15 protein-coding genes and 3 pseudogenes are annotated in these 20935 nt (G+C 69.3%); 7 read left to right on the forward strand and 11 right to left on the reverse strand.

Going from position 1 to position 20935, the window contains the following annotated elements:
- Nucleotides 1–43: 43 nt before the first annotated feature.
- Nucleotides 44–706 (reverse strand): class I SAM-dependent methyltransferase, encoded by a 663-nt coding sequence (locus ABT025_RS24565; RefSeq protein ID WP_350998360.1) that lies wholly within the window; start codon nt 704–706, stop codon nt 44–46.
- A gap of 262 nt (nt 707–968) precedes the next feature.
- Between ABT025_RS24565 and ABT025_RS24570 the strand changes: the two genes are divergently transcribed.
- A complete protein-coding gene (locus tag ABT025_RS24570) occupies nt 969–1139 on the forward strand; it encodes a hydrophobic protein (RefSeq protein ID WP_326734156.1) in 171 nt (56 codons plus the stop codon).
- Nucleotides 1140–1409: 270 nt separating this feature from the next.
- Here ABT025_RS24570 and ABT025_RS24575 read toward each other — a convergent pair whose 3' ends face one another.
- On the reverse strand, nt 1410–2012 hold the full coding sequence (locus ABT025_RS24575; RefSeq protein WP_350998363.1) for a gamma carbonic anhydrase family protein: 603 nt from the start codon (nt 2010–2012) through the stop codon (nt 1410–1412).
- Nucleotides 2013–2538: 526 nt separating this feature from the next.
- Between ABT025_RS24575 and ABT025_RS24580 the strand changes: the two genes are divergently transcribed.
- Nucleotides 2539–4062, forward strand: a complete 1524-nt coding sequence (locus ABT025_RS24580; RefSeq protein ID WP_350998365.1) for a catalase — start codon at nt 2539–2541, stop codon at nt 4060–4062.
- Nucleotides 4063–4535: 473 nt separating this feature from the next.
- Nucleotides 4536–4991 (forward strand): annotated as a pseudogene (locus ABT025_RS24585) (thioredoxin domain-containing protein).
- A 118-nt stretch (nt 4992–5109) separates the two neighbouring features.
- Here ABT025_RS24585 and ABT025_RS24590 read toward each other — a convergent pair.
- Complete coding sequence (locus ABT025_RS24590; protein ID WP_350998429.1) at nt 5110–6114, reverse strand: MerR family transcriptional regulator; 1005 nt, start codon at nt 6112–6114, stop codon at nt 5110–5112.
- A 9-nt stretch (nt 6115–6123) separates the two neighbouring features.
- A pseudogene (locus tag ABT025_RS24595) lies at nt 6124–6828 on the reverse strand (HEAT repeat domain-containing protein); the annotation flags it as partial.
- A 742-nt stretch (nt 6829–7570) separates the two neighbouring features.
- On the opposite strand from ABT025_RS24595, the gene ABT025_RS24600 reads away from it, so the two are divergent.
- Nucleotides 7571–8605 (forward strand): rhamnogalacturonan lyase family protein, encoded by a 1035-nt coding sequence (locus ABT025_RS24600; RefSeq protein ID WP_350998368.1) that lies wholly within the window; start codon nt 7571–7573, stop codon nt 8603–8605.
- 4 nt (nt 8606–8609) lie between these two features.
- On the forward strand, nt 8610–8690 hold the full coding sequence (locus tag ABT025_RS24605; RefSeq protein ID WP_350998432.1) for a rhamnogalacturonan lyase family protein: 81 nt from the start codon (nt 8610–8612) through the stop codon (nt 8688–8690).
- A 322-nt stretch (nt 8691–9012) separates the two neighbouring features.
- On the opposite strand, the gene ABT025_RS24610 is transcribed toward ABT025_RS24605, so the two are convergent.
- From ABT025_RS24610 to ABT025_RS24620, 3 genes are all read right to left on the reverse strand, one after another.
- Nucleotides 9013–9918: an NAD-dependent protein deacetylase gene (locus tag ABT025_RS24610; RefSeq protein ID WP_350998371.1), complete on the reverse strand. Its 906-nt coding sequence runs from the start codon at nt 9916–9918 to the stop codon at nt 9013–9015.
- Nucleotides 9919–10163: 245 nt separating this feature from the next.
- A complete protein-coding gene (locus ABT025_RS24615; protein ID WP_350998374.1) occupies nt 10164–10856 on the reverse strand; it encodes a hypothetical protein in 693 nt (230 codons plus the stop codon).
- Nucleotides 10857–10943: 87 nt separating this feature from the next.
- The gene (locus ABT025_RS24620; RefSeq protein WP_350998377.1) at nt 10944–12740 is read right to left on the reverse strand and encodes a cellulase family glycosylhydrolase; all 1797 of its coding nucleotides are present in this window, start codon (nt 12738–12740) and stop codon (nt 10944–10946) included.
- A 763-nt stretch (nt 12741–13503) separates the two neighbouring features.
- Between ABT025_RS24620 and ABT025_RS24625 the strand changes: the two genes are divergently transcribed.
- Entirely contained in the window at nt 13504–15327 is a 1824-nt protein-coding gene (locus tag ABT025_RS24625) for a CASTOR/POLLUX-related putative ion channel (RefSeq protein WP_350998380.1), read from the forward strand.
- A gap of 173 nt (nt 15328–15500) precedes the next feature.
- Here ABT025_RS24625 and ABT025_RS24630 read toward each other — a convergent pair whose 3' ends face one another.
- Entirely contained in the window at nt 15501–15863 is a 363-nt protein-coding gene (locus ABT025_RS24630) for a DUF1330 domain-containing protein (RefSeq protein ID WP_350998383.1), read from the reverse strand.
- Between the two features lie 455 nt (nt 15864–16318).
- The gene (locus ABT025_RS24635) at nt 16319–16882 is read right to left on the reverse strand and encodes a potassium channel family protein (protein WP_502972015.1); all 564 of its coding nucleotides are present in this window, start codon (nt 16880–16882) and stop codon (nt 16319–16321) included.
- Nucleotides 16883–17221: 339 nt separating this feature from the next.
- On the opposite strand from ABT025_RS24635, the pseudogene ABT025_RS24640 reads away from it, so the two are divergent.
- Nucleotides 17222–17509 (forward strand): annotated as a pseudogene (locus ABT025_RS24640) (alpha/beta hydrolase domain-containing protein); the annotation flags it as partial.
- Between the two features lie 336 nt (nt 17510–17845).
- On the opposite strand, the gene ABT025_RS24645 reads toward ABT025_RS24640, so the two are convergent.
- Together ABT025_RS24645 and ABT025_RS24650 are read right to left on the reverse strand one after the other, a co-directional pair.
- Nucleotides 17846–19582, reverse strand: coding sequence for an immunity 49 family protein (locus ABT025_RS24645; RefSeq protein ID WP_350998438.1), 1737 nt, complete (start codon nt 19580–19582; stop codon nt 17846–17848).
- A gap of 541 nt (nt 19583–20123) precedes the next feature.
- On the reverse strand, nt 20124–20714 hold the full coding sequence (locus tag ABT025_RS24650) for an ATP-binding protein (RefSeq protein WP_350998386.1): 591 nt from the start codon (nt 20712–20714) through the stop codon (nt 20124–20126).
- Nucleotides 20715–20935 lie beyond the last annotated feature (221 nt).

Consider the following 20935-nt stretch of genomic DNA (forward strand, 5'->3'; position numbering starts at 1 on the left):
TATTCCTCCGTCTCCGGCTGACCGCGCACGGTCGTGTGTTCGGTCAGGCAGCTCCTGCCGGGGCTTTGCGGGCGAGCAGTTGAACCTCCTGGAACTGCCGCCGGTCGGTGGGCCGGGGCTCCCGAACCATCCGGCCCACCTCGGTCATCCCGCACGTGCGCAGCATCGCCGCGAGGTGATCGGGCCACCAGCGATAGGCGGGCGCGACGGTGTGGTCGAAGACCTGCGCCGGGTGGGACGGATCGTCGCTCGCCGAGAAGCCGATCAGAAGGTGGCCGCCAGGTGCCAGTACGCGATGGAACTCATCCAGGATGAGAGGGAGTTCCGGCGGCGGAGTGTGGATGACGGACCAACGTGCGAGTACGCCGCCCAGCGCGCCGTCAGCGATGTCCAGAGCGGACATCGAGCCCACTTCGAACCGCAGGCCGGGATAGGCCTGTCGAGCCAGCTCGATCATCGCGGGAGAGGCGTCAACACCGAATGCCGGCAGGCTCAACTCGTTCAGATAGGCGGTGATATGACCGGGCCCGCACCCCAGGTCCGCAACCTGGTCGCCCCCGCTCGTACTGACGAGTTCGGCGAAGGCGCCCAAGATCGCACGGTCCAGGGGGCTGTCGTGCAGCGAGTCGCGGAACAGCTGCGCATAGGTGAGGGCGACAGCGTCGTACGCCTCGCGGGTGGCACTGAGGGCATTGTGTTCGACCATGCTCGCGAGAGTAGTTCCTGGCCCGGAGCCGCAGCGGAGTGAACCGCGATCTCCGCTCCTGCCAGTCGGCCGGGGCTGCGGTCGGTTCACGGAAGCATGCGCCGGGCGCCTCATGTTCCGGCATGCCCTGTACGGATTCCTGAGCCGGTGATGCTGCCGGCCGGGCGAAGTCTATTGCCCGTATTCCAAGGCGAGAAACACTCGAAATCAAATGCATGACAGGAGTCGGTCAGGGCACACGATGTTCTGGAGGTTGATAACTATGGTTCCCCTGCTTCTCGTTCTGCTACTCGCTCTCGTCCTTTTCGGTGCCGGATTCGCTCTGAAGGCCTTGTGGATCGTGGCAGTGATCGTGCTGGCTGTCTGGCTGCTCGGCTTCGTCATGCGTTCCGCCGGGGTGGGTGGCCGCCGTGGCCGTTGGTACCGCTGGTAGGCGCCGGAGACCGGTCAACGCACGGGGTGGCTCCGACCGAATGTCGGGGCCACCCGTGCGTGGGCGCCAGAAGGTGCTTGTATCCGGTCCGCCGGCACAGGCATGGGATTGACAGCGAACGTTCCGACGCAGGAGTGAAAGTCCGTGCAGGGATTGACGCACGCAACACGTAGATGCGCTGTCGCCCGGTCCGCATTCGCAGGGCAGGCCACGCGCTGCAATTTCCGCCGGAGGAAATCAGGGCGTCGACCGTCCTGCCCGAATCCACGCTCAGATCCGGTGGTCATCGTTGTGGCGGCCGAGGCTTCGGCCGAAGCGTTCGGAAATGGCCGGCATCAGGCTCTCGCCGTCTGCCGGGCGGTCCAGACCGAAGACGTAGCCGGGAAAGTCCAGGTCCTTCTGGACCGCCCAGATCTCCTCGTGGTCCGCCGGCGACAGGATGCGCACCGGGTCGCCGACGGCGACCCAGCCGATGGGCACCGTCGAGTCGACGGGCAGCACCGTGCGCAGATGCACGATGCCGTTGATCCGCACCTCGGAGCGGGCCCCGATCAGCGCACCGTTGAAGACGCGGCTGCCTGTGGCCAGGAAGACCTCGTCCTCGACTCGGCAGCCGGTCAGGTAGGCCGTGGGGCCCACCAGTACCTGACGTCCCAGAACCAGCGGATCCCGCCTGGTTCCACGCAGAACGGCGTTCTCCATCACGATGCAGCCCTCGTCCAGTACCACGGGGCCGCCCTCGGCGGTGAGCACCGCACCGAACAGAACCCGGCAACCCGCTCCCACGCGCACGTCGCCGCACAACGTTGCGGTCGGAGCGACATAGGCCGTGGGGTGGACCGTCGGAGAGCAGCCCTCGTGAGCGATCAGCATGACCGAGATCATGCCGGGCCCTGGGGTGCCGACGCACGCCATTTCACCACGCAGGACCGTCGCCTCATTCAGTGGGTGCCGGCGCAGGGCCGCGTGAGCCGGTCAGTGACAGCCGGCCCGTGACAGCCGGGTCAGGCCCGGACATCTGGTTCGCGAGCCCGATGTCCGGGCCTCGTCTCGCCCGAACGGCGGACCAGCACGTCCAGGAGCGGGAGGAGCTGGGAGCTGCCTCCCGCAGGCGCGCCCCGTCCCAGCGGCGATGCGCCGACGGCGCTCCCTCCGGGTTCCGGTTGGCGTCCGGCCCATCCGCCCCGACCAGACCCGAGTGCGTCGGCCGATTCGGGACGAGCGGGGACTGTGCGGGCGGGCGCGCCTTGTGCTGAGGAGTCGGGCAGAATGGCGAAATGTTCCTTTCGTCCAGGTTTAGCGTCGTTCAAGCCGGGCTAATCGAGCTAACGCGACACCGGTTCCACCCCTCTGGTGTGACCGGGTATGTACTCACAGCAACACGATGGAGGGCAGCCTGATGACCGACGCTTCACGTGAGCCGACCACCACCGATTCCGGGGCTCCGGTGGAGAGCGACGAACACTCGCTCACCGTCGGTCCGGGCGGCCCGATCCTGATGCAGGACGCCTACCTGATTGAGCAGATGGCGCAGTTCAATCGCGAACGGATCCCTGAACGCCAGCCCCACGCCAAGGGCAGCGGGGCCTTCGGGCACTTCGCGGTCACCGGTGACGTCAGCGCCTTCACCAAGGCGGCCGTGTTCCAGCCCGGGACCACGACCGACCTGGTGACCCGGTTCTCCACGGTCGCCGGCGAGCGGGGCAGCCCGGACACCTGGCGTGACCCCCGGGGCTTCGCGGTGAAGTTCTACACCAGCGAGGGCAACTACGACATGGTGGGCAACAACACCCCCGTGTTCTTCGTCAAGGATCCGATGAAGTTCCAGCACTTCATCCGGTCCCAGAAGCGGCGCGCGGACAACAACCTGCGCGACCACGACATGCAGTGGGACTTCTGGACCCTCTCGCCCGAGTCGGCCCACCAGGTCACGTGGCTGATGGGCGATCGAGGGATCCCCCGCAGCTGGCGCCACATGAACGGCTACACCTCCCACACCTACATGTGGATCAACGCGCAGGGCGAGCGCTTCTGGGTCAAGTACCACTTCAAGACCGACCAGGGCATCGAGTTCTTCACTCAGCACGAGGCCGATCAGATGGCCTCGGCGGACACGGACTACCACACCCGTGATCTGTTCGAGCACATCCGCGACGGCGACTTCCCGAGCTGGACCCTGCACGTACAGGTCATGCCGTACGAGGACGCCGCGGAGTACCGGTTCAACCCGTTCGACCTGACCAAGGTGTGGCCGCACAGCGACTATCCGCTGATCGAGGTCGGCCGGATGACCCTGGACCGCAACCCCACCGACAACCACGCCGAGATCGAGCAGGCGGCCTTCCAGCCGAACAACCTGGTCCCCGGCATCGGCCCCAGCCCGGACCGCATGCTGCTGGCCCGGCTGTTCTCGTACGCGGACGCCCACCGCTACCGGATCGGAGCCAACTACCAGCAGCTTCCCGTCAACGCGCCCGTCGTCCCCGTGAACACGTACTCGAAGGACGGGGCGATGGCGTACCGCAAGACGGCCGATCCCGTCTATGCGCCGAACTCCAAGGGCGGGCCCGCGGCCGACACCGCCCGCTACGGCAGCCCGCCCAGTTGGTACGCCGACGGAGACATCACCCGGGCCGCCTACGTGTCCCACGCCGAGGACGACGACTGGGGCCAGGCCGGCACCATGGTGCGTGAGGTCTGCGACGACGCCGCGCGGGAACGTCTGGTGGACAACGTCGTGGGCCACCTCCTCAACGGGGTGACAGAGCCCGTTCTGCGACGAGCCTTCGAGTACTGGTCCAACGTCGACAAGTCGATCGGTGAGCGGATCGAACGAGGGGTGCGTGCCAAGGCGGGCGAGAAGGATCCGAAGGCGGCGGAGCAGAGCAACCCCGCACGACGGGACATGCAGGCCAAAGCCTGATGGCAGGTGACGGAGCCTCTGGGCGGCCGTCACCCGCACTCGTCGCTCTGTTCGCGGAGGCAGCGGAGACAGGTGACAGCGATCACCGCCGGGTGATCGTGAATGAATGAGGGCTGAGGGCCTTCCAAGGCCGGTGCGGGCGGAGATACATCCATCGACCGGCGGAAGGCCCTCGGGCCCCGTCATCAATTGCCCTTGGCGGAGTCCGGCCGTCCGGGGCGGTCGCCTTTCTGTGCCGCACCGGGCCGGAACCGCCCCCTGCCGCCGCGGCAGGCGGCACCGAACCGCGAGGACTGTATCCCGGGCGCCGGCGCAGCATCCAGACCCCACGGATGCTGCGCCGCGCACTCCGATCCGCCGGCTGGAGCACCTGATCGGATGCAGCACGCGGCCGGCGTCCTGCGTCCCGCAGAGCCCTGACGCCCGGAGCCCGGATCGAGAAGCACCTCGACTCATCGATAGCCTGCGTCATCATGATGCGCTCGTGGATCCTGCCGATGCTGTTCGTGCTCTGCGGCTCACTGGTTACGACCGGGCTGATCCTCGGCGGAAGCTACGCGGAAGGCGCAGCGATCCTGCTGGTGTTCGTGCTGCTCGCAGGTGTGCACTCGCCCCTGATGTTCCCGAGGTCCATCGGTGCGCTTGAGGCACAGCGTCGCAGTGCGGCCGACGGGAGGCCGGTCGTGTTCTGGCGGTCGGGCTGCAAGTTCTGACTGCGACTGCGACTGCGACTGCGACTGCGCATGCGGTTGGGGCGCGGCGCCCATCGAGTGCACTGGGTCGACATCTGGCGTGACCCGGCCGGAGCGGCGGTGGTGAGGGAGGCATGCAACGGCGACGAGACCGTGCCGACGGTCTTCGTGGCGGGCCGTCCGCACATCGATCCCGACCCGCAATGGGTGCGTGAACAGATCGGCTCCTCGGAGTGATCGGGCACCCTGCCCAGGCCGAAGGACGACTGCCACAGCGACTCGAGTCGCCTGCCGGGAGGTCGCGGGGACTGCCCGCCCCGTGGGGCACGTACGGAGCTCCCTCCGGGGAGACATGTCACCGCGCGTCGCGTAGCTGAAGAAGGTAGGCCGCGGTCACTGCAACGGCACGGTCCTCGTCATGCGACAGCTCTACGAGCGCGCGTGACGCTGTTGTTCCCGGGACGGCGGCCAGTGCCTGGGTCAGCCGTCCACGTGCAGGCGCCTTCGTGGTGTCCTGGGCGAGGCGCGCGACGAGCCCGGCCGCGATCCGATCCGCCGTCGCGGCGTCGCCCGCCAGGAGATTCAGCGCATCGGCCGCATCGGTGTCGTTCTCTCCTTCCGTGATCATGTCGATGAGCGTCGGGACGGCATCGGCCGTTCCACGTGACCCGAGCGCCAGAGCCGCATATCTGCGGACCACGATGTCGGGGTTCGCGAGGGCCTGCCGCAGCTGTGCGCCGGCCTCTTCGCCAGGCATCTCGGCGAGGGACCGTACCGCACGTTCCCGCACCGCGGCCACCGGTGCGGCGAGGCCCTCCGCCAGTAGCGCCGAGGCACCTTCCCCCGATTGCGCGAGGGCCCATCTGAGGGCACCGGCGACGTTCGGCTCCGTCTCGCGCAGTGCCGCCTCCACCAGGGCCTCGACGGGCACCGGAGTCTCGTATCCCGAGGAAAGGGCCGCGCGTTGGCGCACGCCGGCGCTCTTCGAACCCAGTGCCTGGAGGAGCGCAACCACCTGCAGAACGTCCTCCCAGCGGGCGGGGTCCGCCGCGTCGATCCGTCGCAGCCGCGTGAGCAGCTCGGTCTCGGCTTCGATGCGTTCGCGAGTCCGGCGGACGAGGTCGCCGACGAGCACCGAGGGGGCGAAACCGGGATCATCGAGCGCGCGCCCGATCTCACGCAGCGACAGCCCCAGCGACCGCAGACTCTCGATATGGAAGATCCGCCGGATGTCCTCGCCGGAGTACTCCCGATATCCGGAGCCCGTACGCCCTGAAGGCCGTACCAGGCCGAGCGACTCGTAGTGCCGGAGCATGCGGGCACTCACCCCGGACCGTCGCGCCACCTCACCGATCAACACGCACTGTCGTCCCTCCTGGCCGGCCCCGCCGAGAGCCACGACGCGCTTCGCCTCCTCGACCGCGAACTCGAATCCGGCGTCCGGGTCCCGCAGCAGTCGCTGTGTGGCAAGCGCGTGTACCCGCACGTGCGGCTCGGGGACTGCCGTCGCGGCGCGCAGAGCCGGCACAATCACCTCACCCAACGCGATCAGTGCGCGGCTGAGACTCAGCTGCGTCTCCCGCCCACCACGCCCGAGCTGCGTCGCCAGGACCGCGGCCAGAGCGGACTCCTCACCGTCCGGCACGAGCACGACAGCGGCCCGCCAGGCGCTGCGTGCCACCTCGGGGTCGGCGTCGGACAGCAGCGACCGTGTGATCGCCGGCCACGCCTGACGGTCCCCGATCTTGGACAGCGTATGCAGGGCCTGGCTCCGTGCCTGCGCACGCTCCGAGCGGACTTCGTGAACCAGCCGGGGGAGTGTGATGGACACCGGGTGGCGAGTGAGCGCCCAGGTCAGCATGTCGCGGACGAAGAACTCGGGCTCGATCGCACAACGCTCGACGAGCGTGTCCACAAATCGCGGGTCAGGCGTCGTGCCGAGTTCCAGAGCAGCCCGCAGCCGCACGGACGAACGGCCGTTCTCCAATCCTTGGAGCGCCCGGCCCGAATCCGTGTCCCGTCTTGTGATCGTCATCTGGACCACCTCCTCGGCGAGCAGTGAACGCCTTGTCATCGTGTCAAGGTCAAGCCGGGCCTGATGCGTGATCACGGGGCGATCCCTGGCACCGAGAGCGGGCATGTACGCGGCTGGTCACCGTTTTGGCCGAACGGAGTCAGGCCGAGAGCGGCTGGTACGGGCACTGCGTGCAGGTCCTCACATGGTTCCTCACGTACAACAGCATCGACCGGGAGCAAGCCCGGGAGATCGTGGAGTGCGTAGTCGGTCGCCGCTTCGGCAGTTGGATCTCACCGGTCGCCATGGCGGTCGACTCGGTGCGTTCGCGGGTCGCCCGAACCGTGAGAGGGCGGGGACGACTTCCCCGTCCGTATGCCGGCAGGATGCCCTTGCCGGCTGGCTGAGCATCCGTACGGAGATCTCCTGGCCGCGTTGGAGCTGCGCGCGGCCTGCCGTGGGACCGCCTGAACTCGGCGGCATCCGGGACTCCTTCACCGCGACGCGGCGGCCGTGACCTCGAGGGGACCGCGCGGGTTCTGACAGCCCTTGATCAGGCTCTCGCCGATGCCGATGCCGATGCCGATGCCGATGCCGATGCCGAGCAGGGCAGGCAGCCGGCTCTCGCTCTCGTGGCGGCCTGGCAGCGGGCCGTGCTGGCGAGTCGTCGAATCTCCCCGGACGCGGCAACCTTCCGGACAGTCGCGGCGACCAACGGGCGTCCCCGCCCCCCGACTGTGAGGTACCGATGTCCTCAGCCCTTCACTCATCGAACCGGCGCAGCCGCACAGGTGGGCTCCTGGTGGCAGCCCTCGTCGCGGTCCTCGTAGGCACCGGCGGCACCCTGGCCGCGAACCGGACCGCGGATGCCGCCCCCGCGTTGTCCGCCCCCGCCAACACGGCCACGAAGGCACTGTCCGCCGCCCGGGTCGCCGAGCAACTGGACCGCGGCCTGGTGGCAGTACCCGCCGACGGGGGAACACTCGTCACCTGGCGGATGTTCGGCGACGACCCCGAGGGCGTCTCCTTCAGGCTCTACCGGGACGGCGAACTGATCGAGGAGACGCTGAAGACGAATTACCTCGACAGCGGGGGCAGTTCGTCGTCGACGTACGAGATCCGTGCCGTCGTGGACGGCACGGAACAGCCCGGCGAGGAGGCGGGCGTGTGGGGCTCGGGGCGCCTCGACATACCCCTGCGGAAGCCCGCAGGCGGCTCCACACGCGACGGCGTCGCCTACGCCTACTCGGCCAATGACACCTCGGCGGGCGATCTGGACGGTGACGGCCAGTACGAACTGGTCGTCAAATGGGTGCCGTCGAACGCAACAGACGTCGCCAACTCCGGCACCTGCACCGGGCCGACGGTCTTCGACGCGTACGAACTCCGCGGCCGGCTGCTCTGGAGGGTCAACCTCGGCACCAACGTCCGCAGCGGCAGCCACTACGACTCGTTCCAGGTGTTCGACTACGACCGCGACGGCAAGGCAGAGGTTGCGGTCCGCACCTCCGACGGGTCGAAGGACGCGGCCGGCGCCGTCATCGGCGACGGGAACGCCTCACATCTCGCAGGCAACTGCGCGGTCATCAGCGGTGCCGAGTACCTGTCCGTCTTCAACGGCGAGAACGGCAACGTGATGGACTCCGTGCCCTTCGAGCCGGCCCGCGGCTCCGTAGCCGACTGGGGCGACACCTGGGGCAACCGCGAGGGCCGACTGCTCTCCGCCACCGCCTACCTCGACGGCACCAAGCCCAGCATGGTCTTCACCCGCGGCATCTACGAGCGCACCGCGCTGGCCGCGTACGACTGGAACGGCTCGCACCTGACCCGGCGCTGATCCGGTGTATCGCACGGGCGTGGCCTGGCAGAACACCGGCTACAACCAGCCGCCGCAGGTCAGCTATTACCTCGGGACGAAGTAGACCGGCATCCGCCATCTCGGCGGGGAGAGGGCCGTGACAGCCGGCCGAGGCGGCACGGCGGCCCCGCTGCGGCGGCCCGGCTCCGCCGGGGCTGACCGGCGGCACCGCGCAAGCCGGCCGGTCCGATCGGCCGATACCTCCGCCTATGCGGTGGGCCTGCGTACGGTCCCGGCTTGGTTGGGGTGCCGCGGCATCTGAACCAAGCCGGACAGCCACTTGCCGTTGCGCCCGGCCTTCCGCCAGGACGGCGGGTCGGGTTCCTGTGCGGTGTCGCCCAGAGCTGCCGGCGGGCGTGGGGTGCCGACGACGGGCCGCCACGCGTCTACGCGGGGTCTGCCGTCTCGTCGTCGGCGAGGATGCCCAGTTGGCCGGCCACGGTGGTGAGGGCCGTTCCCAGCGGGAGTGCGATGCGGGTGACGGCATGCCGGTCGCCCCGGGTCAGGTCCCGGTTGATGATGAGTACCGCCTTGCCGGCCTGGGCCGCCTGGCGGACGAACCGGAGTCCGGACATCACCGTCAGTGAGGAGCCCAGGACCAGCAGCGAGGCTGCTTCCTGGACCAGTTCGCGGCAGTGCTCGACCCGTGGAGGGGGCACGGCTTCGCCGAAGAACACCACGTCCGGCTTGAGGACGCCGTCGCAGACGGTGCAGGACACTACGCGGAAGTCCCCGACCTGCTCGTCGGAGAGGTCGGCGTCCCCGTCCGGGTTGATCGCGGCGGCCACCGGCTCGAAGCCCGCGTTCGCCTGCTCCAGCCGTCGGGCGAGGTCGCGGCGCGGGCTGAACGTGTGGCAGGAAAGGCAGACGACCCGGTCCAGGCTTCCGTGGAGTTCCACGATGTCCCTGCTGCCGGCGGCCTGGTGCAGACCGTCGACGTTCTGGGTGATCACACCCGAGAGCAGGCCGTGCCGCTCGAACGCCGCCACGGCCCGGTGTCCGGTGTTGGGGAGGGCGCGGCCGAAGGTACGCCAGCCGAGGTGGCTGCGCGCCCAGTACCTGCGGCGGGCCTGGGCGCTGCCGGTGAAGTCCTGGTAGGTCATCGGCGTGTGCCGGCTCAGGCTCCCGCCCTCGCCCCGGTAGTCGGGGATGCCCGACTCCGTGGAGATGCCCGCCCCGCTGAGCACCAGGACACCACCGGCGCTCAGCGCATCGGTGACCGGCTCCAGGTCCGTGGTGGCAGGGGGCAGGTCTTCGGTGGGGGACCAGCTCAGAGTGGGGCGCATGCGCATGTCTTCAGGGTACGGAACAAGGCGGCCGTCGCCTGCTCGCGCCTGCTCGCGCCTGCTCGCGCCTGCTCGCGCCTGCTCGCGGCGCCGTCGATGGCCCGCTCCGGCTGTGCGAGCAAGCCCGGCAAGGACGGGCGCCTCGGTATCTGCCGGCGCTTCACCAACCGTGGCATCGGGCAGCAGCGGCTGTGAGGAAGACTTCCGGCGGCAGGCTTCCTGCAGGACGAGCGCTCCGCGCGCTCGGGACATCAGTTCCGGGTGTTCTCGATCGCTGGGATGAGCAGCCGGAGCAGCGTCGTGCCGATGTCGCCCTGCCTGTACCTCGGGTAGTCCCCGTCGCGCGCCGGGATCACCTCCAGGCGGTAGAACCGGTCACCCGTGGTGAAGGCGAATTCCATGGGCTCGGCGTCGTCCGCCGGGTGGACGGCGAAGGAGTCTCCTGTGCCGATGTTCTGGGGGATGAGAAGCACTCCGGGCGCTTCGATCCCTGCGCGGTAGTCTTCGTGGCTCACTTCTCCGACGCTCGCGTAGGAGCTCCGGCTGCCCCACGTGCAGCCCCACGGCCGCTTCCCGCCAACGGGGTCGGGCTGTGTTCCCGTGAAGGCTTCCGTTGAGCCGAAGGCCTGCCGGACATCGTCGGCGTTCAGCAGAGAGCACACGGTCGCCTTCACGGCAGGACGTGCAGCCTTCTCACCGCTGTCGGACGGCTCGGATGCCGAGCAGCCTGCCACGGCGAGAAATCCTGCCAGGACCAGCACACGCCCGAGGCCGAGGCCGTGCCCGAGCCCCCACGCCGTCGCTGTCGCAGCCACCGCACCCTCCCCGTGTACGTCCCCATGAAGAAGCCCCCGGCGACCGTCGGCCGACGGGGGCAGATCGTATCCGGTGCCGACCGCGCTCGCGGGGCTTTCCGGCCGATGCCCCTCGGCGGCTGTGGCCACCTCAGCGAAGCGATGGGCCTGACCGCCTTTCGTGCGGGGATGCCCCGGCCGACCTGTTGCCGGCCGGGGCGGCTGTGCCCTCCCGCGTCAGGACAGGGCGCAGCTGACTGTCGGAACGCCGCCCGCGCCCGGCGTTCCCTGGAAGCCGAAACTCGTGTGCGCACCGGGGGCGAGGCTGCCGTTGTAGGGGGTGTTCGTGACGCTGACCGCGGACCCGGTCTGGGTGTGGGCCGCGTTCCACATGTTGGTGACCTGCTGGCTTCCCGTCCAGGCCCAGCTCACCTTCCACGCAGCGGCGCTCGTGGTGCCCGTATTGGTCACGGTCACGTCCACGCCGAAGCCGTTCCCCCAGTCTCCGTTGACGGTGTAGGTGGCTGTGCATCCGCCGTTGCCGCCGGAGGCGCCGGCGGTGGTGGCCGTCACGGAGGCGGAGGCCGCGGAGGTGTTGCCCGCCGCGTCGCGTGCCCGGACGGAATACACGTACGACGTCCCGGCCGTCAGACCGGAGTCCGTGTAGCTGGTGCCGGTTGCCGTGCCGACCTTGGTGGAGCCGCGGTAGACGTCGTAGCCCGTGACCCCGGTGTCGTCGGATGCTGCCGTCCACGACAGCGAGACCGAACCGCCGGTGGTTCCGGTGACAGTGAGGCCGGCCGGAACCGAGGGAGCCTGGGTCTCGCCTCCGTCACCTCCGCCGCCGAACCCCGGCGCCTTGATGCTCGCCAGGTAGCCGTCCTTCACGGTGTCGACGGTGGCCCAGTCGTCCTTGAGGATGCCGCCGGTGTCGCCGGAGTTGGGATTCCAGGACCAGAAGGTCCAGGAGAAGCTGTCGCCACCGTACTGGCCCGTCGGGCGCAGGTAGTCGGCCAGTGCCTTCAGCCACTTCTGGTCGATGGCGGACTGGAGCGTCGTGCCGAACTCGCCCACCCAGACGGGTGCGATGTTCTGCTTGAAGATGTAGCCCCAGTACTTGTCCCAGACGCCGGGCATGTTGTCAGGGAAGGCCGCGTCGCTGAACCAGGGCTGCTGGGCGACGCTGGTCGCGTAGTCGTGCGCCGAGTAGACCACCCGGTGCGCCACGCTGAGCTCCACCGGATACTGGCCGACTCCCATGAGGTTCCCGCCCCACCAGCCGGACACGCCGTTGAAGGTCTGAACGCCCTCGACGAAGACCAGCAGATCGGGGTTGACGGACAGTACGGCGTTGCCGCCGCGCTGTGCTGCCAGCCGCCAGTCCTTCGTGGTGTCGCCGCAGCCCCAGCAGGCTGGATCGTGCGGTTCGTTGTGCAGGTCGATGCCGATCATCGCGTCGTTGCCGGCATAGCGTCCGGCCAGCGCCTTGAGGTTGGCCAGCCATGTCGATTCCGGGACGGACGCCGTGTACCAGAGTGCCGACTGGCCGGCGGCGTCGGGCCTGTGCCGGTCCAGGATGACCTTCATGCCGACGCTGCCCGCATGCTCCACGATCCGGTCCATCACCCGGAGCGAGTCGAGGCCCTGCAGATCGCTGTTCATGCCCGCGGAGTAGTTGATGCTCGTGGGTGCCGTGCCGGTGAAGATGTCGTCGCTGTAGGGCAGCCGGATGGTGTTGTAGCCCAGCGAATGCATCTGGTCGATCATGCTCTTGTAGTCGCGGGACCACAGGCCGTGGGGAACGTAGTTGGACGTCTCGAAGCCGAACCAGTTGATTCCGGCGATGCGGACCGGCTGGTTGGCGGAGTCCAGGAGCTGACGGCCGCTGGTGTGCCAGTACCCGGTGCCCGGTGCGACGTCGGCAGCGGTTGCCACCTGAGAACCCGCGAGGGGCAGGAGCAGGGCGGCCGCGGTAACGGCTGCCGTTCTGGCCGCTCGTCGGAGGAGGCGGAGAAGAGGGAGAGGGTGAAGCACGGTGCTGGTTCCTCTCTCGTGGGCAAGGTCCGGCGACATGATCATGGGAGCGCTCCCATTCTGTCGCGCACCGTGCCGCCGATGACATGGGGGGATGGTGATGTCGCGGGCGATCGCCGTTCCCGGCCCCGGGTCGAACTTTCGTTCTGCCCGGGGGTGGGGGTCGATGGCTTGCGACCCGGCGCCATAAAAGCGATTGAGTAATGGGCATGTCAATGGGGTGCGCAGTGTTCATCACTTGAAGGCGTGCCGCCGGACCGGGCGCCGACCCCGGGGGCGGTCCGCTGCGGCAGCCGAGAGAGGTGATCAAGGGCCCGAGTCCCGCCCTCGCCGCCTCGCGGTCGCCCTGCCCGCGCTCGAAGGTGGTGCGGTCCCTCCCTCGCACCGTCTTCGCCCCGCCCTGGCCGGATGCCAGTGCCGGTTCGTCGGCCTTCGCCGGGCGTGGAGCGAGCGCGTCGTGTCCGTGCCCTCGGGCACCGGCCCACTGCCGTCTTCCCGGTTCTGATCCCTATCGGATGAAACGCCGCCGGATACCCGTGTGGCGGAGGAGGCGATTCCCCACGCTGCTGCTGTGCACAGGATGATCAAGAATCAGGGCCGGCGCCGGAGCGCGGACGGCGCCCGCGTGGGGAAGCAGAGACAGCCACGGAGCACACCGGCCCAGGCACCGGTCCAAGTGCCGCGCCCGGCGCGGAGGAGAGCGCCACGGGCTCCGTCGTACGAGCGCGCCCGGTACTGGTTCGACAACACGCTGGCGAGGGGGGTGACCGTTCTCATTGGATGGCTTGCCGTCGCCTGCCTGGCTGTTGTGATCCCGGTGAGCGCACTGCTGGTGTGGACGGACGACCAGGCCCCGGACACGGCATGGGCGAAGACGGCGGCGGTGTGGCGGAGCGTCGGACAGACCCTCAGGCTGGGAGGAGAGGTCGGCTCACCGCTGCGCGTCGTGCTGTCGGTCCTGCTGGCGTTGATGGCGCTCTTCTACGTCTCCACCATCGTGGGCCTCATCACCACGGCGATCACCGAGGAACTCATCGCCCTGCGGCGTGGCCACTCCACGGTGCTGGAGAGCGGTCACACCGTCGTGCTCGGCTGGTCGGACCAGATCTTCACCGTCGTGACCGAGCTCGTCGCTGCCAATGCCAACCAGCGCCGCGGCGCCGTCGCGGTCCTGGCCGACCGGGACGTGACCGAGATGGAGGAGGACCTGCGCAGCGAAGTGGGGGACACCGGCCGGACAAGGATCGTCTGCCGCAACGGACGCCCCACCGATCCGGCCGCGCTCGCACGAGTCAGCCCCGCCACGGCGGACGTCGTCCTGGTCCTGCCCCGTGACCACCCGGACGAGGACGCGGAGATCGTCAAGAACCTGTTGGCGCTGCGGACCGCAGTCGACGCAGACAGCCGGGTGCGGACCGTGGCAGTGGTGCGGGACGCCCGGTACCGCCTCGCCGCAGAACTCGCGGCCGGCCCCGGCGCAGTCGTGCTCGAGATCGACGACGTCACCGCCCGGCTTGTGGCCCAGTGCGCCAGGCAGCCCGGACTGTCGCTCGTCTACCAGGAGTTGCTCGACTTCGCCGGTGACGAGTTCTACGTCGTCGACGCGCCGGCCCGGCCCGGCCGTGTCTTCGCCGAGGTACTGAGGGCGTGCCCCACGTCCAGTGTGGTCGGTGTCGTAAGCATGGACGGGGCCCTCCACCTGAACCCCCCGGCCGCTTCGGTCCTGCGCCCGGGCGACCGGCTTGTCGTGATCGCGCAGGACGACGACACCACGGTCATCACCGATGAACCCGCCGCATTCGACGAGTCGGTGATGGTGAACCGGGCACCGGCGGCAGCGTGCCCCGAACGGCTGCTTCTGCTGGGATGGAACCGCCGCGCCCGGCACATCCTCCGTCACCTCTCCGGCCATGTCGCTGCCCGTTCCGTCGTCCACGTCGTGGCTCAAGGCAGCGAGAGCTTGGCGGCGGAGGTACGAGAGGCCGCCGCGCAAGCCGCCCCCATGCTGACCGTCACCTTCGGCCCGGGTGACCCGACCCTTTTGGGGACGGTGAACGACTTGGACCTCTCCGACTACGACGGTGTCATCGTGCTCGGCCCCGACCACGGGCCCGGTCTTGACTCACCGGACGACCGGACGCTGGTTACCCTGCTGCTCCTGCGTGACCGTGAGCGCAAGTCGGGGGTCCCGGTCCGGGTGGTCACCGAGATGACCGACGACCGCAACAGGGCCCTCGCCCCCGCCGGCGTCGGCGCCGACTTCATCGTGAGCGGAAAGCTGGTCGGCCTGCTGATGGCTCAGATCTCCCAGAACTGGCATCTCGCCGGCCTGTTCGGGGAACTGCTGGCTCCGCAGGGCAACACGATCCACCTCAAGCCCCTCGGCGACTACGTCCGGGCAGGACAGCGTGCATCCTTCGCCACGGTCGTCGAGGCCGCCTCACGCCGCGGGGAGTGCGCCATCGGATACCGCAGTCGCGGCCTTGCACGGGTGGGAACGGACCACGAGGTGCGAATCAACCCCGCCAAGGCCGAGGTCCGGTGCTGGAGCGCGGATGACGAGGTGATCGTGATGGCCAGGTCCTGACGTGGCGGACGAGAGGTGATCGTGATGGGCGGGCCATGACGTGGCGGCCCGCCCATCACCTGACGGCGAGGCACCGTCAGGGAGCGAACCTTTCCCCCTTGCCATCGCTTCCCTCCTGCCCGAGGGCCGAGCCGTCGGAAGTGTCCGCGCACCCGAGCAGGAGGCTGCCGGACCTACGTGGCCGGCCGGCCCGCCTGCTCGGCCTCTGCGCGCAGAGCCCGACCTCGCTCGGCGGGGTCGTAGTTCGGTCCGACGCCTTCGATCAGCAGCAAGTCGCCCTCGATGTGGTCGGCCCGCAGTCGCAGGATGGCCCGGTAGGCGGGCGAGTCGTACCAGGCCCGGGCTCCGGCCAGGTCCGGGAACTCGATCAGCACCATGCTGCCGGGCCACGTGCCCTCGACGACCTCCGCCGGCGGACCATGGATGACGAAGCGGCCGTCGAAGGGATCGAGAGTTGCCTGGATGCGATCCAGATACTCGATGACGTCGGAGTGATTTCGACGGCCGCGGAGATGAGCGAATCCGTAAGCGGGCACTACGGGGTTCCTTCCCGTCCAGGGGCACGAGCGATATCCGGAACGTAGTTCAGGACGGTGGGCGGCGCGATTACCTCAGAGGTCATGGTCGGCGCGCACTGGACCAGCCACTCCACCTGCCTGGCTCGAATTCCGGCCGGAACGAGGGCCGCCACCAGCAGATGGGACGACCTGGACCTGACCCGTACGGTCACCGATCCACCACCGACGGGTTCCCGGGCGCTGAGGGTGGTGCGTACCACTGGGAACGCAGACCGGACCGATCCCGCTGACATCCGCTGTCGTCACAAACGGCCCACGGCCCAGGGCGTCGGTTTCGACATCCGTGCGACCGCGGCCATGGAAGCGCAAGAGTGCCGTCGCGAGGCCCAACCGCTCAGCGGCCCAACGCCGGTGGCCAGGACCGGTCCACGGGTCCGGCGCCCGGCTCCGCAGCGAGCGCGGCAGGGTTGCCGTCAATGCTCGCCGCGACGATCCAGCAACTGCTCGACGCGGTCGAACCTCTGGTGCAGGATCCGCAACTCCGAGCTGACGGCATCCTCGCCCTCGTGGGTGTAGCGCCGCACGGCCGTACCGACCTCATGAGCCTCCTTCTGCGCACGGTCGACGAACCAGGTGGCGATGGCCGCGGTGACCATGCCGAAGGTGGTGATCCCGGCCAGCATCGTCACGGAGGCGATGACCCGGCCCCAAGCGGTCACCGGATACAGATCGCCGTACCCGACCGTCGTCGCTGTCTCGATGGACCACCAGATGGCCTTGGGAAACGACGTGATGTTGGCGCCTGCCGCGCCTTTCTCGGCCGGCACGACCAGTGCTGAACCGGCCAGCAGAACTGCGGCGGTCGCCGACGTGACGCCCAGCGCGGCGCGGAAATGGAGGGCGCGCCAACGCTGGTCGCTCAGGAGACGACCGACCCATTGGAAGAACGATTGCTGCACCGGCGAATCCCCCGGGCCGAAGTACGAGAAGGGTTCCAGCGACGCTACCCGCGCGAGCGTGCGGTGGCGGATCGACACACGCCGGAAAGCAGTGGGAACCATCGGCTTCCGGATCCGGCACGTCGCCTTGTCCGACAGGAGCTTCGGCTCGCGAGCCGACCGGGCGGCAGCAGTACGCCCAGCAGTACGCCACCGTCCGCAGAGTCGGCAAAAGGCCTGCCGGCTCTGCTCAGCACGGCAGGGGGACAGGGGTGACCGACTTCGGATCCGGACCAATGAGCCCATTCGGCTCAGCCGCCGACGGGTCGGCATGAGCGGCCGGCGCGGAGCCCCGAAGACGCTCGATCCCCTGAGCCCGGGCGGGTCGGTCTTTCGAGTGGTCTCGTCCTCCTTCCGAAGCCGAACTCTGCCACCGGTCTGGGCACCGGTGGTGTCCGCTTGCCGGACGTCACGGTGCCCACCCGTACGCTCACGGGTTCGCGCGACACCACGGGCAGCGGCGTCTTCTGCGGCCTGTACGGCGCCCGCGACCCGTGGAACGGCGACGCCGACGTCTGGGACCGGCACGACGACGGCGATCCGTCCGACCCGCTCTTCCCGGCCACCGCGGAACCTGTACTCAGCCGCCTCTACCCGACCCACGCCGACTACGTGAGCAAGGTGCGTGCGGCCGCGCAACTGTCCGTCGACGCTGGATACCTGCTGCCGGAGGCTGACTCACCTGCCGTCCGCCACCCCACTCCCTGGCACCACCGCGGCGTGGGGCAGCGGTCTGCGGACCGTGAGCCGCCTTGCGGCGCTCGCTGTCCGATCCTTGCCGAGGCCGAGGCCGAGGCCGAGGCCGAGGCGCCGGTGGTCCGCCGGACCGATGCCGGCTTACTCCGTGACCGCGCTGCCACGCCCCGGATCGAGGTCGGCGCTGTTCGCGCGGAAAGCGGACGGTTGCCGCGATCCGGCCCGCGCCCGGCCGATGCCATGCACCCGGTCCAGGCACCGCGCGGACGTCGGGCAGCGCATTCGCGCGGGCGTCCGGACCGGTCCCTAGAAGGGTTCGGCGGCCTGGAGGAGGGCCTGCGGAAGGTAGGGGGATCTGACGCGGATGTTCCAGCCGCGGCGGCGAGCGTGGCAGGCCAGCGCGAGGATGTCGAGGTTGATGGAGGCGTCCGGATCGTCGGCGCGGTCGGCGACCTGGTAGTAGGCGCGGTGGGCTTCAAGCGCGTCGGCGAGAGCCAGGTTGAAGCTCTCCTCGTCGCCCTCCACCAGTTGCGACAGCAGTACGGCCGGGGGCATGGCGAAGCCCCAGTCCTTGGCCCGCTCGGCCTGCTGCAGGGCCCGCTGTGCGGCCGCTTCGGGATCGACGCCCTTCAGGTAGGCGTGGAGGGCTTCGCGGTACGCGGTGAAGGCGGAGCCGTCCGGGCGAGCGAAGGCAGGGCCGGCAAGGACCAAGGGCGCGAGGTCCTCTCGTGCGCCGGTGATCAGGGCGAAGGCAGTGGCCTTCTGCCAGTTGCCGGCACCGGTCTCCTCGCCTCGCGCGGCCGGGTAGCGCAGCGTGCGGCCGTCGATGGTCACCCCGACCTCGGTGCCCGGCTCCGCCAAGGCGATGCGGAACAGGGCGGCCCCCGTCAGAGAGGCCAGCCGAAGGCTTGCGGGCATGGCTTCCGTGGAGCCGCCGGGACTTCCCGCGCGCCACTTGAAGAGACGCTCCTGATCGGCCATGACACTGCCGAGCCGCCAGACGGCGAGAGGTTCTCCGTCGACCGGGGTGAACGCCTTCCGAGCGTGTTCCTGATACATGGCCTCGATCTGCGGTCCCACAGTCCGGTCGAAGGCCGGCCGCTCCACCACCAGCGGGCCTGCGGCGAGCGCGGCCACCGCGTCCGGCCGCCGGTCCCGGCCGAACTCCGCCACTCGAGGGCCCTGGGTCTCGAAGCCGGTGACCAGCGCGTGAGGAAGGTAGCCGGTGCGGACGGCAGGCGCCCAGCCCAGGGTCCGGTACGCGAGCCCGGCGAGGGCCATGGGGACAAGTGGGAGGAGAGTACTCGGGGAGGCCGCCGGGCCGTGCAGGGTCGTGTGCCTGACCAGGAGGTCGGCCAGCCCGGCATCGAAGGCCTCCCGGTCCTCGGAGGCCAGCGCGCGCAGCGCGTGCAGCGCCAGGCTGTCCGGCCGGTCCAGGAGAGGCTTGCCCGTCTCCTCGGCGCGGATCCGGACGCGGTCCAGAGCCGCGTCGAGGGCGGCGAGCTTGGCCTGCGCGCTCGGCGGGTACTCCTCGTCATCGCCGGTGTCGTCCAGGACCACGGCCATCAACCCTGTGGCGAGCTCACCGGCGGGCGTTCCCTGCACCTGCGCGGCGAACTTCTCCCGGGCGAAATGGAAGGCCTCGCCGTGCCACTTGGCTTTGTCCCTGAGGACCGACAGGCAGAGCGCGTCGATCCATGCCCCGGGCGTGACGCGCTCCTCGGGGGCGTCCTCACCCGGGTCGTAGCTCATGCCGAAGTTCACGTACTCCAGGAAGACATGGAAGCTGCCGTGCGGGTGGTACGCCGCGTAGGCGACGGCGCCGGCCGAGGCTTCGGCAGCGTCCTTGAGGGCAGCCCTGGCCTCCGCTGTGTCGAGGTCAGGTGTCTCGACGGACAGGGCGCCCAGGTAGTCGAGGAACTCGTCGGCGATCAGCTGCCACTCGTAGGTGGTCATCCGGCCGGCCCGCGACATGGACCGCACCTGACCCCCGATGCGGTTCGTGAAGTCCTCGCGCGCTGCCGACACGACGGGCCCGCCCACCTGGTGACGCTCTATTCGCACTGCCCTGCTCCTTGATCGGATCTCTGCGGACAGCCTAGGCGCGGGATCTGACAGGCCCTGTTGTTGCCGGGCACGGGGCTGAAGCCGCGCTGAGGAAGAGGTCGACGAGATCCTCCTCGGCCGTGTTCCCGTGAAGCTGCCGCTACCCGTCATGAAGCAGAACGTGATGGCCCCAGGATCCGGTTCTGCGCTTCCCGACCAGATGTGATCGACATCGCCACGATGTTCCGAGGCCGAGGCACGGTTCCCGGAGAACGCGGAAGAGGTTCCGGCGACTGCGGGTGGCGCAGCTGGCCCAGCAGGTGAAGGTACCGGCCGAGAAGTGGACCCCGTACGAGTGGCAGGGCCGGGTGGTCAGACGAATTTCGTGCGCGGGCCTGGCCCGACTCCCCATGCACCCTGATCGGGACTGACTCCGACTCCTGCCACCTCCATGCCACCAAGGCCGAGCACCAGGACCACAGTTCGGGAGTCGACCGGGCCGTTCTCTTCGGTGCGGCCCGGCCGCGGCACCTTGTGGTCACCGACCTGACCGGTGCTCGCCGTTGCGCTGATCGTCGAGGCGGGCCGTCAGTTCGGGCCAGTGCTCGGACCACCGCGCCAGATCGCCGGCGGTCAACGACCACCGCGAACGCAGGGCATTGTCCGGCAGGAACCGGACGCAGGTCCCCGTGGCTCCGTCGTCTTCGACGGACTGCAGATCGGTCACCGGGACGCCGTGTTCGTAGCGCCGGCTCCAGGATCCGTTGAGACGACGGTTGGTATGAATCAGCCACTCGCTGAGCGCTGCGACGACGGACATGCCACGACGCGGATGTCCGTCCGGAAGCCGCTCCGCCTCCGGGAGGTCGAAGAACCGAAGATCCTTCGTGGCCATGACCGGCTTCTTCACCACGCGGCCATGCTCGTCGATCCGAGTGTCGGTGCCCCGTCCGTCATCCGTCACCGACACCGAGCCGTCGGTATGCAGCGTGATCACACACCGTCCGCCGCCCCGGCTTGCTGCCTCGTCAGCGGCGTAAGCAACGACCTCGAGAACAAGGTGTTCTGGCCCGCCCGGCGCGAACTCTGCGGACCCCTGGCGGATCCGGCCGAGATGGTCCGTGTCCACGCTGCCCGCCCAATCGTGCGTGGTGTTGATCCAAGAAGCCCTTGATCCATCCATCCGACAAGTATCCGGCGGGCTCTCGTGCAGGCTGCCGGAAAACGCTCAGCAGTGATCGTCAGGGCGGGGCTCGGTGCTCTCGCCGAGGTCTGCGAGGAGGCCACGGATCCGTTGGGCGATGGCGTTGTGCCGTTCGACCGCCCGCAGGCAAACGCGGACGCCGTGCA

The sequence above is a fragment of the Streptomyces sp. NPDC002809 genome, from assembly GCF_040295435.1.
Classification (GTDB): Bacteria; Actinomycetota; Actinomycetes; order Streptomycetales; family Streptomycetaceae; genus Streptomyces.